The following is a 15,143-nucleotide window of genomic DNA, read 5'->3' on the forward strand; positions in this document are numbered from 1 at the left end:
ATAATAGCCACTATGCCGGTACTGCTGCTGTTAAAAACGCCACGGCCCGGCGTTCTGAGTAGTACTCGCCGCTGCTCTCGGCAAAGCCCACGTGCCCGCCGTCGGGGGGAGTTTCCAGAAAAACGTAGGAGGAACTGGCTGCCACCTCGCGGGGGTAGCACGAGGCTGGCAAAAACGGGTCGTTTTGGGCGTTCACCAGCAGCGTGGGCACCCGGATGCCGCTGAGGTAACGCCCCGAGCTGGCGTATTGGTAATAGGCATCGGCCGAATCAAACCCGTGCATGGGCGCGGTGTATTTATCATCAAACTGCGGGAAGTTGCGCAGGGCTTCGATGCCTTCCAAATCGACCTGCCCGGGCAGTAGCGCGGCCTTGTCGCGAATTTTCTGGCGCAGCGACTTTAAAAAGCGGCGCATGTACACCTGGTTCTGCGGCCGGCCGATGTACTCGGAGCTGGCCTTCAGGTCCGTCGGCACTGAGAACACGGCCGCGCGCTGCACCTCGGCCGGCACGCGGGCCGCGTCTTCGCCCAGGTATTTCAGCGTTACGTTGCCGCCCGCCGAGAAACCCAGCAGGTAGGCGCGGCGGTAGCGGCCGGTGGCCAGGGCGTGGCGCACTACGCGGTCCAAATCCTCCGTGTCGCCGAGGTGGTAGGAGCGGAGCAGGCGGTTCATTTCGCCGCCGCAGCTGCGGTAGTTCCAGGCCAGGGCATCGAGGCCGGCAGCATTGAGGGCGCGCACCATGCCCCGCATATAGGGCCGCGAGGCATCGCCCTCGAGGCCGTGCGACACGATGGCCAGCCCGTCGGTGGGCCGGGGCGCAGGCAGGCGGCTCCAGTCCAGGTTCAGGAAGTCGCCGTCGGGCAGCTCCAGGCGCTCGCGCTGGTAGGCCACTTCGGGCACCGTGCGCCACAGGCTAGGCACAATGGTCTGCAAATGGCCGTTGAACAGGTAAAATGGCGATTGATAGCGGGAATCGGCAACAAGGGGCATGGCGCGGGATATTGAACAACGAGTGGCAGCGCGCTGGGTGGGATTGGATGGTGAGTAAAGTTCGCACATAATCGGCATGCATACTAATTTATGCTGATGAAAGTGGATTTGTTGGGAATGCGGCCATCTTTCTGCGTCGTTATCCTCACAGCTATTTACTTGTGAGGGACTGAAGCCAATATTTTTCCGCAAGGGTTTGAATTTGTCAGCCATATTCGTACCTTTGCCCTCCCAAACACAGAACTCATAGCATAACGCTCCTATATATTCCAACTCATGGCAAACCATAAGTCGGCCCTCAAACGCATCCGCAGCAACGAAGCCAAGCGCGTGTTGAACCGTTACCAGCACAAATCCACTCGTACGGCTATCAAAAAGCTGCGCACGACCACCGACAAAACGGCCGCTCAGGAGTTGCTGAAGAAGGTGACTTCGATGCTGGACCGTCTGGCCAAGAAGAACATCATCCACAAGAACAAAGCTGCTAACAACAAGAGCAAGCTGACAAAGCTCGTCAACGCGCTCTAAGTGCGAGACGAGTTTAGGAGGGCCAGACTGCGCCGCCCCAAGGTCTGGTTCTCCGCTCATCACAGAAGCCCCGCTCGGTTCCGAGCGGGGCTTCTTGCGTGTATGTCAGACTGCGTGCGCGGTGGAGTATAGGTTCGTTCCAGGATAATTAGAATAGGATATCTACCTTACGGGTGTCGTTCCACGTCAATCTATCCAACCATGAAACACGCCTACGCCTGGGCGCGGCCGTTATTGGCCGCGCTATTCCTATTTAGTGGTTTTGGGGCCAGCGCGCAGCAGGCGTGGCGGCCGTTTCGGCCGGGGCTGCTATATGCGTTCAGTGCCCCAGGCAGCAGCAGCGCCCACATGCTGCGGCTCGATTCGGTGTACCGCACCCCCGCCGGCGACTCGGCCTGGACCTTCGGGCGGCTATTGAAAACCACCGATGGCCACGAGCAAAGCACCAATCCCTACGGGACCTATCGCAAAAGCCGCAATAACCTGTTCGGTGCGCGCCTCATCTGGCACCGGGCTTCGTCGGCCTTTCTGCTTGAAAATCTGGCAGAAGGCAACTTTCAGGTGGCTGTGACGCTGGAACTCCGCCCGCAGGCGGTGGTGGGCAGCTCCTGGACAGCCAGCACGGTGCCGGCGCTCACGGCTACGCTCACCAGCCGCAGCCTACAGCAAGTACAGGGAACAGCCGATTCGGTATCGGTTATCACCCTCAGCTCGGGGCAGGTGGTGCGCCTGAGCCGCAGCTACGGGCTACTCGAAGGCCCACAGTGGCTGGGTACGAGCTCGGCCGCGCCCCAATGGACGCAGGCCCGCTTGCCCCAGACCCTAGCGCAGTCGCCTTACAATCCGTTGGCGCTGTTTGCGATGCAGCCCGGCGACGAAATGGGCTATTTGGTGGAGCCGTTCACTATTTCGCCCTTTCCTAGCTATCGGAGCCACATCCTGCGCCGCATTCTTACACGCCAGCAAACGGCCGACAGCCTGGTGCTCACTTATAAGGAGCAGACGCGCACGGAGAATTTTGGAACACCCACCGGCGGAATGCCGGGCATTCAGATTTCTCCGGTTTCCACGCGGCGGTGGGCTTTTTCACTGCGTACGGGCCGCTCGACCCAGTACCCGGCAATGGGGCTGCTGACCGGCGAGTACGTGCCTGCTGCTCCTAATTTGCCGCAGTTGGCAGGACGGGGCATTGTTGGATATAACGGTAGCGGTTGCGGACCGAGCGGCCAGTACCTGGCTTACATCATGATGTTTCCAGGCTTTGGCGCGCCCGCCGGGCAGTTTCACACGGGCATTGACATTGGTTGGCAGCAGTGGTTTTCAGTAGCCTTGGGAATGGGCGACGTTTTTACCGATGATGGGCAAAGTTTGGTGTATTACCGGCGCAGTACGGGCAGCCCGCTCACCTGCGGCTCGCCGATGGATTTCATCAACCTGCTGCCCACCCGCGCTGCGCAGGCCGCCGTGGCCACCCTCGCGCCCAATCCGGTCGCCGAAGTTGCTACGCTCACCCTGATGCAGCCCGCCCGCCCCGGCACCACCCTGCGCCTGACCGATGCGCTGGGCCGCACAGTATGGAGTGCCCCGGTAGCGACCGGCCAAACGGCCGTGGCCGTGCCGCTGGTGGAGCAGCCCGTAGGTATGTACCTACTGCACCTGAGCGGACCGGAGGGCCTGGCGGCTAGTTGGAAGCTGAACCACGAATAGAAGCGCAAAAAATCAGCCCCAACAAACCAGCAAGGGCCCGCAACAGTTGTTGCGGGCCCTTGCTGGTTTGTTGGGGCTGATTATCGCAAAGCAGCTAAGCTTACGCAATGCTCACCTTCACCATGTTGGCTTTGCCCTGTTCCTGGATGGGCATGGAGCCGGTGGTGATATACACGTCGCCGGTTTCGAGGTGGCCGGTGGTGGTGAGCACGTAGCGGATATCGGCCACGGTGCTGTCGGTGCTGATGAGGCGGTCGTAGTAGAAGCCGCGCACGCCCCACACCAGACTCAGCACGGTGAGCAGAGGGCGATTGTTGGTGAAGATGAAAATGTTGGCCTTCGGGCGGTACTTGGCCAGCTGGAAGGCCGTGTAGCCCCGGTGCGTCATGCCGGTAAGGGCTTTCGCGCCGGTATTCTTGGCCAAGTGGCACGAAGCTGAAATTACGCTGTCGGCCATGAAGTTGGGGCCGTCGGGGTCGACAGGCCACCACTTGTGGAACAGCTGCGGGCTGCGGCTTTCCACGCTCAGGATGGTGCCCACCATCGAGCGAATGACCTCGGCGGGGTAGGCCCCCACGGCGGTTTCGGCCGAAAGCATCACGGCATCGGCCCCGTCGAGCACGGCGTTGGCCACGTCGCTGGTTTCGGCGCGGGTAGGGCGGGGGGCCGTAATCATCGACTCCATCATTTGGGTGGCCACGATGACGGGCTTGCCGGCCGCGTTGCATTTGGCGATAATCATCTTCTGGGCCATGGGCACCTCCTCCATCTTCACCTCCACACCGAGGTCGCCGCGGGCCACCATCACCGCGTCGGTGAGGGCGATGATTTCGTCGATGTTGCGCAAGCCGTCGGGTGTTTCAATCTTGGCGATGACGCGGGTGTTCTTCCCGGCCTCCGCAATCAGGTTTTTGATGAAGCGGATGTCGTCGGCCTTGCGGGCGAAGCTCAGTGCTACCCAGTCCACGTCGTGCTCCAGGCCGAATTTCAGGTCCTCGATGTCCTTTTCGGTCATGCTCGGGGCCGACACTTCGGAGTCGGGCAGGTTGATGCCTTTGCGGGGCTTCACGAGCCCGCCGTACACTACTTCCACGTCCACTTCCTTGTCGCGGTCGGTGCCCAGTACTTTGAGCTCAATCTTGCCGTCGTCAATCAAAATCTGGTCGCCGGCCTTCACGTCGCGGGCCAGGCCCAGGTAAATCGTGCTTAGGCGGGTAGCCGTGCTGGTTTCCTTTTCGCCGCACACCAGCTTGATTTTGTCGCCGGCTTTAATTTCCACACCGCCGCCCTCTACTTCACCGAGGCGGATTTTTGGCCCCTGCAAGTCCTGCAACAGGCCCACCGATGTTTTCATGTCCTTGTTCAGGCGCCGCACGGTGTTAATCACCGACAGGTGGTCTTCGTAGGAGCCGTGCGAGAAGTTGAGGCGGAATACGTCGACCCCTTCCCGCATGAGAATGCCGAGGCGCTCGTAAGTATTGGAGGCAGGGCCGACGGTGGCCACAATCTTGGTTTTGTTGAACGAGGGGAGGGTTTCCATGCGAAGCGGAATACAGAAATGTCAGTACAAAAAAACACCCCGCCCGAGCCAGGAGGGGATGCTGGCACCACGCGCCAACTAGGAATATCAGCGAATGGGCACAGGCGCTAATGGCCGCCAACCTGACGGCCAGCCAGGGCAAAAGTCGTTTAATTAAACCGAAAACCCTATGGTTTTTGGTGCCAGTTACCGGTCTTTCTTCGGGCAAACGTTTGTATCGGAGAAGAAAAACCCGCTGCCCGGCCGCCAGCGTCGCCCCCGTGCTCAGAGCAGTAGGTTTTCCTTGTACTTCAGCGTATTCGGGTCGAACTGGCAGGCGTACTGCACGGCATCGAGGGCGGTGAGGCGCTGGAGCAACTCGTCGTCGGCCAGCGCCCCGGCTCCATTCGTGACGGCCAGCAGGTAGTCGTACTCCTTTATATCGGGGGCCAGGAAGGGCTTCTTGAGGTTGGAAGGGGCAATAGAGCGGTTGCGCAACAGGCGGCAGGTGAGGGTTTCGGTGGTGTAGAGGTAGTGCGTGAACACCAGCCGGCCCCGGCTGAGCAGGTTGAGCAGCAGCTCGGGCTGCTTCACAAAGCGCAGGCGCAGGGCTTGGTTCAGCGTCCAGGCCAGGGTGTAGTCGCGGGTGCTGCTCACCAGCCCGAACAGGGCGAAGTCGCACTCATAGTCAACATCCAGGGTAAAGGTCTTCATGGGAGCGGCCGCCAAAAACGGAGGCATCCGCAGGCAGGCAGGGGGCAAAGCTACGGCCCGCAACGAGCAGCCGCCATAATGTTATACCCGTGATTCGAAAGCACGGCCGTGGGTTAGATGAAAATTCTCTCGTTACTTTGCGCAGTAGTTTTCCCTAAACCCCCACGGAAATGTCTGAAATCGCAGAAAAAGTAAAGGCCATTATTATTGATAAACTGGGCGTTGAAGCCTCCGAGGTTACCCCCGAGGCCAGCTTCACCAACGACCTGGGTGCTGACTCGCTGGATACCGTCGAGCTGATTATGGAGTTCGAAAAGGAGTTTAACGTGAGCATCCCCGATGACCAGGCCGAGAACATCGGCACCGTGGGCCAAGCCATCAGCTACCTCGAAGAGCACGCCAAATAGTTTCTTCCATTCCTAGCCCAGCGCGTTATTCGAGCCGATTCTACTCGTCCGTTTTCCCGCTTTGCCCGGAATAGCTCCCTCATTCTGCGCATACCGGCCGGCTAGCCGCCGGCCGGTTTTGCTGTTTATTCCCTTCTCATCTTTCGCGCCCCTGGCGCTTGCTTATGTCGTCCATCCGACGCGTTGTCGTTACCGGCCTTGGGGCCATCACGCCACTGGGCAATACGGCCCCGGCTTACTGGGAAGGCCTGCGCACCGGCACGAGTGGGGCCGCCACCATCACGCGCTTTGACCCGGCCAAGTTCAAAACCCGCTTTGCCTGCGAGGTCAAGGACTACAATCCTGACACCTATTTCGACCGCAAGGAGCACCGCAAAATGGACCTGTTCACGCAGTTCGCGGTCATTGCGGCCGACGAGGCCATCGCCGATGCCGGCCTGCTCAACGGCAGCGTGGATAAGGACCGGGTGGGCGTAATTTGGGGTTCCGGCATCGGCGGCCTGAAGTCGTTGCAGGAAGAATGCTTCGCCTTTGAGAAAGGTGACGGCACACCCCGTTACTCGCCGTTCTTTATTCCGCGCATGATTGCGGATTCCTCGTCGGGCAACATCTCCATTAAAAACGGCTTTCGTGGCCCGAATTTCGTGACCACGTCGGCCTGTGCCTCGTCGAACGATGCCATTATCGCAGCCTTCAACAACATTCGCCTCGGCCTGGCCGATGCGGTGGTAACCGGCGGCTCCGAAGCCGCTATTACCGAGTCGGGCGTGGGCGGCTTCAATGCCCTCAAGGCCATGAGCGAGCGCAACGACGACCCGGCCTCGGCCTCGCGGCCTTACGACCAGGACCGCGACGGCTTCGTGCTGGGCGAGGGTGCGGGCGCGCTGGTGCTCGAAGAATACGAGCACGCCAAGGCCCGCGGGGCCAAAATGTACGCCGAGCTGATTGGTGGCGGCATGTCGTCGGACGCCTACCACATTACTGCGCCCGACCCGAGCGGCGAAGGCGTGGTGCTGGTGATGAAAAACGCGCTGCGCGACGCCGGCATCCAGCCCGAAGACGTGGACTACATCAACACCCACGGCACGAGCACGCCACTGGGCGACGGGGCCGAAATCAAGGCCATCGAAAAAGTGTTTGGCGCGCACGCCGAGAAGCTGAATATCTCTTCGACCAAAAGCATGACCGGCCACCTGTTGGGCGGGGCCGGTGGCGTAGAAGCCGTCGCTTGCCTGATGGCCATGCAGCACGGCTTGGTGCCACCCACCATTAACCTGCACACGCCCGACCCGGAAATTAACCAGGCACTGAATTTTACGCCCAACGTGGCGCAGAAGCGCGATGTGCGTGTGGCAATGAGCAACACGTTTGGCTTCGGCGGGCACAATACGTCGGTGATTTTCCGCAAGTTGTAGGTTTGCCGGTTATCGTTTTTTGTAGAACGTCATGTTGAGCGTAGCCGAAGCATCTCTACCGCGTAAGTAACTCTATCGATTAGATTACTATTGCACGCGAGATGCTTCGGCTACGCTCAGGATGGCGTTCTTTATTTCTGATTTCTTCATCATTTCCCTTCCCACCCTTTGTTCAGCTTCGTTTCCCGGCTTTTTGCTTCCGATAAATCGTTTCGGCAGGCGGTGGCGACCGTGACGGGCCAGACGCCCAAAAATGCGCGGCTCTACCGGCTGGCGTTCACGCACTCGTCGGCGGTGCGGCAGCTGCCGGGCGTGGGCAAGCACCAGACCAACGAGCGGCTGGAGTTCCTCGGCGATGCCGTGCTGGGTACCGTGGTGGCCGAGTACCTGTTCAAGAAATACCCCTACGAGCAGGAGGGCTTTCTGACGGAGGTGCGCTCGCGCATCGTGAACCGCGAAAGCCTGAATGGCATCGCCCTAAAGCTAGGCCTCGATAAGCTGGTGCAACTGGATGCCGCGCAAGGCCGTGCCGCCCGCTCGCGCTCGGTGAATGGCAACGCGCTGGAGGCGCTGGTGGGCGCGGTATACCTCGACCTGGGCTACAAATCGGCCCGAAAATTCATTCTCACGCGTCTTGTGAAGGGCTTTGTGGATGTGCATACCATCACGACTACCACGGCCAATTTCAAGAGCAAGCTCGTGGAGTGGGCTCAGCGCCAGGGCAAAGTCCTGCGCTACGACATCGCGGGCGAGGCCCGGCCGGGCGGCATGATGGAGTTCACGGCCTCGGTGCTGTTGGATGAGGAAGTGGTGGCCACCGGCATGGGCCTGAGTAAGAAGCAGGCGGAGCAGCTGGCGGCGGAGCGGGCGCTGATGGAACTGGGCGTTTCTTAAATTAAAAGTTAAAAATGATGAATTGAAAGGTGGGGGCGGGTGGCTGTAGAACCAGCGTGGAGTGTTGCCATTGGTGCTGCTTCGCAACAAATGCCCTGATTTTTAATTTTTAATTCATCATTTTTAATTCAGACCAATGCGTATTGCTGGAGCCGCCCTCAACCAGATTCCCATCGACTGGGAAAATAACCTGCGGAATATTAAAACTGCCATCGAGCAGGCCAAGGCGGCGGGCGTGGAGCTGCTGTGCCTGCCCGAACTGTGCCTGACCGGCTACGGCTGCGAGGACTTGTTCCTGAGCGAATGGATGCCCGAGGCGGCCCTGGCGCATTTGCAGCAGGTGCGGCCGTGGACGCAGGGGATTTGCGTGGTGGTAGGCCTGCCGGTGCGCCTGCCAGGCCGCACTTACAACACGGCGGCAGTGCTGCGCGACGGGCAGATTCTGGGTTTCGTGGCCAAGCAGTTTCTGGCCAACGACGGGGTGCACTACGAAACGCGTTTCTTCGCGCCGTGGGTGGCGGGCGAAACCAGTTCCGTGAGTTGGGAGGCGGAGACGTGGCCGCTGGGCGACCTGATTTTCGAGCACCATGGCGTACGCTTCGGCTTCGAGATTTGCGAGGATGCCTGGCGGGCCGATGACGTGCGCCCCGCCTGCCGCCTCAAGGGCCGGGTGGATTTGATTGTGAACCCCTCGGCCAGTCACTTTGCCATGAGCAAAACCGACGTGCGCTACCAGCTGGTGATGAAGGCGTCGCGCACGTTCGACTGCACCTATCTCTACGCCAACCTGCTGGGCAATGAGGCCGGCCGCATCATCTTCGACGGTGAAATTTTGGTGGCCCGCAACGGCCATTTGCTCAAGCGCAACCAACTGCTGAGCTTCAAGGAAGTGGATTTGGAATGGGTGGACGTGGATTTCACCACGCCACCGGAGCCGGCGGCCGAAATTGTGCCGCTGCCCGCGCCCGATGAGTACAAGGAGCTGAACCAGGCCATGAGCCTGGCCCTGTTCGACTACCTGCGCAAGGCGCGCAGCCGCGGCTTCGTGCTGAGTTTGAGCGGCGGGGCCGACTCCAGCTTCTGCGCCGTGGGTGTGGCCGAAATGGTGCGCCTGGGTGTGGAGGAACTGGGCCTGGCCGAATTCAAAAGACGCAGCGGCTGCTTTCAGGAAGCAAAAAAAGAAGTGGTACAAACCGGCGCAGGCGGCGCGGCGGCGCAAGTAGTGCAGGATGAACCTCACGAAAACCAGCAACCAGTAACTAGTAATCAGGAACTGGTTAACCAGCTGCTTACCTGCGCCTACCAGGGCACGGTCAATTCTTCCGACGACACCTTTATCTCAGCCAAAGAGCTGGCTGACAGCATCGGAGCGCGCTTCTTTAACTGGGAGATTGATGAGGAAGTAGCTGGCTACGTGGGCAAAATCCAAGGGGCGCTGGGCCGGGAGCTGACTTGGCAGACCGACGATTTGGCCCTGCAAAATATTCAGGCGCGGGTGCGGGCCCCCGGTATCTGGATGATGGCCAACGTGCTGAACTGCCTGCTCATCACCACTTCCAATCGCTCGGAAGCCAGCGTGGGCTACTGCACCATGGACGGCGACACAGCCGGCAGCATCTCGCCCATTGCGGGCGTCGACAAGGACTTCGTGAAAAAGTGGCTGCGCTGGGCCGAAACCGAGCTGGGCTACGCCGCCCTGCGCCACGTGAATGCCCTGCAGCCCACTGCCGAGCTACGCCCACTGGCCGACAAGCAGACCGACGAGCGCGACCTGATGCCCTACACGCTACTGAACCGCATCGAGCGCCTGGCCTTCTACAACCGCCTGAGCCCGCGCCAGGTGCTGGCCACACTGGACGGCGAAGAAACAGGTTTCGACCACGAGCAACTGCGGGTTTTCGTGCGCCGCTTCTACACGCTCTGGAGCCGCAACCAGTGGAAGCGCGAGCGCTACGCCCCCAGCTTCCACCTCGACGACTACAACGTGGACCCGCGCTCCTGGCTGCGGTTTCCGATTCTCAGTGGCGGCTTCGCGGAGGAGTTGGCGGGCTTGTAGCGTATGCACCAGCTTACACTGGTGACGGAACGTGCGAAAAACATGTTGTAAATCAGTAGATTATGCGGGTTATGGCGATGGTGGCGCAAGTTTTTGGCGCTAAACGGTCCTAATCCCATGTAACCTTAATGAGCACGGCAATCATCCATGCCGTGCGTTGCAAAGGCCCGTTTTTAACTTCCTGTTCCGGCTTCCGTGGCTTACACCATTCCGCAGTTTATTGCTTCTGAGTTGTCGGATTGCGCCCACATGCCCATACCGGCTACCGATGCCGATGCTGACCTAGTGGCGCAACTACAGCGCGGGAGTGAAGCGGCGTTTCGCACGTTGGTTGAGCGCTACCAGGCCCGCATTTACCGCACGGTATTCGCCTTGCTGCGGAACCCGGAGGAGGCCGAGGACGTGGCCCAGGAAGTCTTCGTGGAGGTGTACCAAACCATTGGCCGGTTTCGGGGCGAGGCCTCTCTGAACACCTGGCTTTACCGCCTGGCTACCTCGCGCGCCCTGAAAAACCTGCGGCGCGCCCGGACTAAAAAGCGGTTTGCCTATTTCACCAGCCTGTTGGGTTTCGACAACGACGTGCTGCATGAGCCGCCCGACCACGCCCACCCGCTGGCGCTGCTCGAGGGCCAGCAACAGCTTCGGTTGCTACTAGCCCATATTGCCCGGCTGCCCGACCAGCAGCAAGTCGCCTTCACCCTGCGCCACGAGCAGGAGCTGAGCTACGAGCAAATCGCGGCCGTGCTCGGCACCACCGTGGCCGCCGTCGAATCCCTGCTGTTCCGGGCCCGGCACACCCTCCGCAAACACGTTCAACCGTCTTTTCGCCATGTCTGATTCTGCCGCCCGCCCCGATACCGACCAGGAATGGGAAGCGCTGATGCGCCAGCTGCGCACTCAGCCCCCGGCGCAGCCCCGGCCGTTCTTCTACAACCGCGTGCGGGCCCGGCTCGCCACCGAGGCTCGCCGCCCCTGGCTGCCGGGCTGGGTACGCCGGCCCGCCTACGCCGTGCTGCTCGGCGCACTGGTGCTGGCCCTGAGCGGCGACGACGCGGGCCTTACTTCGGGGGCCGCCCCGCCAGCAGCCCACGCGCCAGCGCCGCGCTGATTTCGCTACCGCCGCCAACGCCCCAACCACCTTTTTGGCTGCCCGGTGTCAAGGCGGGGGCTGAGTACCTTTGACCTTCTATTTCATTTTCGCTCCGCATGCATCCTGTTCTCGACGCTATTCTTTGGAATGTAAACCCCATCATTGCTCATATCGGCTGGCTTACGCTGCGCTGGTACGGGCTGTTTTTCATGCTGCCCTTCGTAGTGGGCACGTTCGTGCTTACGCACATCTATCGCTCCGAGCGGGTGTCGCCGCAGTGGGTCGATGTGATTACGATTTACATGCTCATCGGCACCATTGTGGGCGCGCGGCTGGGCCACATGCTGTTCTATGACTTTGAAGCGCTCAAGGCCGACCCCCTGGTGGTGTTCAAAATATGGCAGGGCGGGCTGGCCAGCCACGGCGCAACCATCGGTATCCTGCTGGCCTGCTGGCTTTTTGCCCGCAACAACAAGTTCGACTACCTGTGGGTGCTCGACCGCATTGTGATTGTGGTGGCGCTGGGCGGAGCCTGCATCCGCACGGGGAACCTGATGAATTCTGAAATCGTGGGCAAGCCGAGCAGCGCGCCGTGGGCCTTCACCTTCCCGCGCGATACCGACCACCTGCTGCCCGTGACGCGGCCAATGCCGGCCGGTGCCGTGCAGGTGGCCGCCGTGCCGGTGCGCTTCCGCGATGGCACTACCAGCTACCAGCCGCAACCCGAAGGCACGCCCGTATCCGCCGATTCGCCGATGGCCGTACCGCGCCACCCTACCCAGATTTACGAGGCCCTGTTCTGCGTGTTTCTACTGGCGCTGCTTTACGCGATGTGGAACCGGACGAAGGAGCGCACGCCGCGCGGGCAGCTGTTCGGGCTGTTCGTGGTGCTGCTCTTCACGCAGCGTTTTCTGGGAGAGTATTTGAAGGAAAACCAGGTAGCTTTTGAGAATGGCCACCTCTTCAACCAGGGGCAGTTGCTGAGTATTCCGCTGATTTTTATTGGTATCTGGGTGCTGTGGCGGGCTGGCAAAGACCCCGAAAACCCCTACGGCTACGCCCCGCGCGATTTGGGCAAGGCCGGCGACTCGCCGGCCCCGGTCGCGACTGCCCGGTAGCCGGCCTGCCGACTTCGCGCACACGTTTGCCTAGAAAGCGGGCCTGAAATTGCTGCCGGAATTCCCCGAATCCCGTCCGATTCCCGTAGGTTTGTGGCTCATTCAATTGATTAAAACCGAAACGCTATGAGCTTCATTTCGCAAATTCACGCTCGCCAGATTTTTGATTCGCGCGGTAATCCGACCGTAGAAGTAGACGTCACGCTCGACTCGGGCGTGGTGGGCCGCGCCGCCGTGCCTTCGGGTGCCAGCACCGGCAAGCACGAGGCCGTGGAGCTGCGCGACGACGACAAATCTATGTACATGGGCAAGGGCGTGCTCAAAGCCGTGGAGAACGTGAACAGCAAGATTGCCGCCGAGCTGGTGGGCTTCTCGGTGTACGAGCAGTCGCTGCTCGACAAAATCATGATTGAGCTCGACGGCACGCCCAACAAGGCCAACCTGGGGGCCAACGCCATTTTGGGCGTGAGCCTGGCCGCCGCCCGCGCCGCCGCCCAGGATGCCGGCATGCCGCTCTACCGCTACGTGGGTGGGGTAGGGGCCAGCACGCTGCCCGTGCCGATGATGAACATCCTGAATGGCGGCTCGCACGCCGACAACTCGATTGACTTCCAGGAATTCATGATTATGCCCACCGGCGCTTCGTCGTTTTCGGAGGCGCTGCGTTGGGGTACCGAGATTTTCCACCACCTGAAAGATGTGCTCAAGAAGCAGGGCTTCAGCACCAACGTGGGCGACGAGGGCGGCTTTGCGCCGAACATCAAGTCGAACGAGGACGCCATCAAAATTGTGTTGCAGGCCATCGAAAAGGCCGGCTACCGCCCCGGCGAGGACGTGTTCATTGCCATGGACGCGGCTGTGTCGGAGTTCTACGAAGATGGCGTGTACCACTTCAAGAAGAGCACCGGCGACAAGCTGACCTCCTCCCAGATGGTGGACTACTGGGCCGACTGGATGAAAAAATACCCCATCATCAGCCTCGAAGACGGCATGGATGAGGACGACTGGAGCGGCTGGAAGAGCCTGACCGAGCGCGTGGGCCAGCAAACCCAGCTGGTGGGCGACGACCTGTTTGTAACCAATGTGGACCGTCTGCAGCGCGGTATCGATGAGAACATCGCCAATGCCATCCTCATCAAGGTGAACCAGATTGGCACCCTCACCGAGACGATTGCCGCCGTGAACCTGGGCCGCCGCAACGGCTACAAATCCATTATGAGCCACCGCTCGGGCGAAACGGAGGACAGCACCATCGCCGACCTGGCCGTGGCCCTGAACACCGGCCAGATTAAGACCGGCTCGGCCTCGCGCTCGGACCGGATGGCTAAGTATAACCAGCTGTTGCGCATCGAGGAAGAGTTGGGCGAAGTAGCCTACTTCCCCGGCAAGAAAATGTAGCAACAAAGCCGACGAATTTGCCGGCGCAAAGTCCACCCAATGCTTATTGGGTGGGCTTTTTTGTGGCGCTGCCACTGATGGCTGGTTAGTGTAAAATTGAATGTCGGAACTCGCCATATACTTTTGACGCAGCAATAGTTGTCTGCGCGGGCGGCGTATTTAACCATTGCCCTTGCCCGACATATAAGTCCTTCTCGTCTACTCCCGATGAAAAAAATGATTACCCGCAGCCTATTGCTGTTGCTGAGCTGGCTACCCATGCTGGCCGCCGCCCAGACCCGGCCAGATTTGGTGATAGTAGCCCCGTTCAGCTTGCCCGCCAACGTGCTACCGGGCGGCAGCTACCCGATGTCGGCCGTGATTAAAAACCAGGGTGCCGGAGGCTCCCAGTTCAACTGCATTGGCTATTATCTGTCGGCCGATGCCGTGTGGGATGCCACCGATGCCTATCTCGGGGCGAGCTGCCAGGGCCTGATTTTTACGGGGTAGTCGGGCACGTGCAGCATCATGGCCACTATTCCGGCGCTGACGCCGGTGGGCAACCGCTACCTCCTGCTGGTGGCCGACCCGCTGAACGCGGAACAGGAATCCGACGAAACGAATAACGTGGTCAGCTTCGCGGTGACGATAGCCGGTGGCAGCAATCCTTCGCTGCCCGATTTGGAATTGTGGCGGCCGTCGTTGTCGTTTGCCGCCGTGCCGGCCGGGGGCAGCACCGGGGCCTTCACCTTCATTTTCAACCGGGGCCCGGGAGTTGCGGGGCCCTATGAAATTGGCTATTACCTATCGGCTGACACGGTATTCAGCGCCAGCACCGATGTGTTTTTGGGCCTGGTAACGGGCAGCCTGACGACGCCCGGCGGCACCATCCATTTTGCTCCCGTGCTCACGGTGCCGGCCACGACTGTCCCGGGCAACTACTACCTGGTGCTGATGGCCGACCCGCGCAATGTCATCACCGAGACCAACGAAAACAATAATTCCCGGGCCTTGCCCTTGCGTGTTACCGGCCTGGCTACGGCCGTGGCTCAACCGGCCGCCGCCACCCTGGCCCTCTACCCAAACCCCGCGCCCCGGGGCAGCGCCCTTCGCATCGTGATGGCTGATTGCAGCAGCCCGCGCCTGGAGGCAGCTTGCTACGACGCCATGGGACGCTTTGTAGGCCGCCAGTGGGTGGGGGATGTTGGTCGCAATCTAGCTTTTGATACGAGCCAACTGCCGGCCGGCGTGTACATGCTACGCCTCACGGGCAGCGGACTGCATCTGACGCACCGCATACAAATTGAATAGGGCTCTGGAAGTGCGA

General features: G+C 60.6%; 15 protein-coding genes. 12 read left to right on the forward strand and 3 right to left on the reverse strand.

The window, feature by feature from the left end; all coding sequences use genetic code 11:
- Positions 1-10 precede the first annotated feature (10 nt).
- Positions 11-991, reverse strand: a complete 981-nt coding sequence (locus tag ABIB44_RS16575; RefSeq protein WP_354585782.1) for a YheT family hydrolase — start codon at positions 989-991, stop codon at positions 11-13.
- A gap of 276 nt (positions 992-1,267) precedes the next feature.
- Here ABIB44_RS16575 and rpsT point away from each other — a divergent pair, with 276 nt between their 5' ends.
- Both rpsT and ABIB44_RS16585 read left to right on the forward strand, forming a co-directional pair.
- A complete protein-coding gene (gene rpsT / locus ABIB44_RS16580) occupies positions 1,268-1,519 on the forward strand; it encodes a 30S ribosomal protein S20 (protein ID WP_168674786.1) in 252 nt (83 codons plus the stop codon).
- A gap of 201 nt (positions 1,520-1,720) precedes the next feature.
- Entirely contained in the window at positions 1,721-3,226 is a 1,506-nt protein-coding gene (locus ABIB44_RS16585; protein WP_354585783.1) for a hypothetical protein, read from the forward strand.
- A gap of 100 nt (positions 3,227-3,326) precedes the next feature.
- Here ABIB44_RS16585 and pyk read toward each other — a convergent pair whose 3' ends face one another.
- Both pyk and ABIB44_RS16595 read right to left on the reverse strand, forming a co-directional pair.
- Complete coding sequence (gene pyk, locus ABIB44_RS16590; RefSeq protein WP_354585784.1) at positions 3,327-4,766, reverse strand: pyruvate kinase; 1,440 nt, start codon at positions 4,764-4,766, stop codon at positions 3,327-3,329.
- A 264-nt stretch (positions 4,767-5,030) separates the two neighbouring features.
- Entirely contained in the window at positions 5,031-5,459 is a 429-nt protein-coding gene (locus tag ABIB44_RS16595; protein WP_354585785.1) for an IPExxxVDY family protein, read from the reverse strand.
- 170 nt (positions 5,460-5,629) lie between these two features.
- Here ABIB44_RS16595 and ABIB44_RS16600 point away from each other — a divergent pair, with 170 nt between their 5' ends.
- The 10 genes from ABIB44_RS16600 (at position 5,630) to ABIB44_RS16645 (ending at position 15,127) form a co-directional block, all read left to right on the forward strand.
- Positions 5,630-5,866, forward strand: coding sequence for an acyl carrier protein (locus tag ABIB44_RS16600; protein WP_019948606.1), 237 nt, complete (start codon positions 5,630-5,632; stop codon positions 5,864-5,866).
- Between the two features lie 164 nt (positions 5,867-6,030).
- Positions 6,031-7,281 carry a beta-ketoacyl-ACP synthase II gene (gene fabF / locus ABIB44_RS16605; RefSeq protein ID WP_354585786.1) on the forward strand — a complete coding sequence of 417 codons (1,251 nt, stop codon included), beginning with the start codon at positions 6,031-6,033 and terminating at the stop codon, positions 7,279-7,281.
- 168 nt (positions 7,282-7,449) lie between these two features.
- Positions 7,450-8,175, forward strand: a complete 726-nt coding sequence (gene rnc, locus ABIB44_RS16610; RefSeq protein ID WP_354585787.1) for a ribonuclease III — start codon at positions 7,450-7,452, stop codon at positions 8,173-8,175.
- A 136-nt stretch (positions 8,176-8,311) separates the two neighbouring features.
- Positions 8,312-10,231, forward strand: a complete 1,920-nt coding sequence (nadE, locus tag ABIB44_RS16615) for an NAD(+) synthase (protein ID WP_354585788.1) — start codon at positions 8,312-8,314, stop codon at positions 10,229-10,231.
- A 195-nt stretch (positions 10,232-10,426) separates the two neighbouring features.
- A complete protein-coding gene (locus tag ABIB44_RS16620) occupies positions 10,427-11,068 on the forward strand; it encodes an RNA polymerase sigma factor (RefSeq protein WP_354585789.1) in 642 nt (213 codons plus the stop codon).
- Entirely contained in the window at positions 11,061-11,339 is a 279-nt protein-coding gene (locus tag ABIB44_RS16625) for a hypothetical protein (RefSeq protein ID WP_354585790.1), read from the forward strand. The genes ABIB44_RS16620 and ABIB44_RS16625 overlap by 8 nt, the downstream gene beginning before the upstream one ends.
- A gap of 98 nt (positions 11,340-11,437) precedes the next feature.
- Complete coding sequence (gene lgt / locus ABIB44_RS16630; protein ID WP_354585791.1) at positions 11,438-12,439, forward strand: prolipoprotein diacylglyceryl transferase; 1,002 nt, start codon at positions 11,438-11,440, stop codon at positions 12,437-12,439.
- A gap of 126 nt (positions 12,440-12,565) precedes the next feature.
- Positions 12,566-13,837 carry a phosphopyruvate hydratase gene (gene eno / locus ABIB44_RS16635; protein WP_354585792.1) on the forward strand — a complete coding sequence of 424 codons (1,272 nt, stop codon included), beginning with the start codon at positions 12,566-12,568 and terminating at the stop codon, positions 13,835-13,837.
- A 207-nt stretch (positions 13,838-14,044) separates the two neighbouring features.
- On the forward strand, positions 14,045-14,326 hold the full coding sequence (locus tag ABIB44_RS16640) for a hypothetical protein (RefSeq protein WP_354585793.1): 282 nt from the start codon (positions 14,045-14,047) through the stop codon (positions 14,324-14,326).
- Between the two features lie 18 nt (positions 14,327-14,344).
- On the forward strand, positions 14,345-15,127 hold the full coding sequence (locus ABIB44_RS16645) for a CARDB domain-containing protein (RefSeq protein WP_354585794.1): 783 nt from the start codon (positions 14,345-14,347) through the stop codon (positions 15,125-15,127).
- Positions 15,128-15,143: the final 16 nt, after the last annotated feature.

The sequence above is a fragment of the Hymenobacter sp. UYCo722 genome (genome assembly GCF_040547115.1).
GTDB lineage: Bacteria > Bacteroidota > Bacteroidia > Cytophagales > Hymenobacteraceae > Hymenobacter.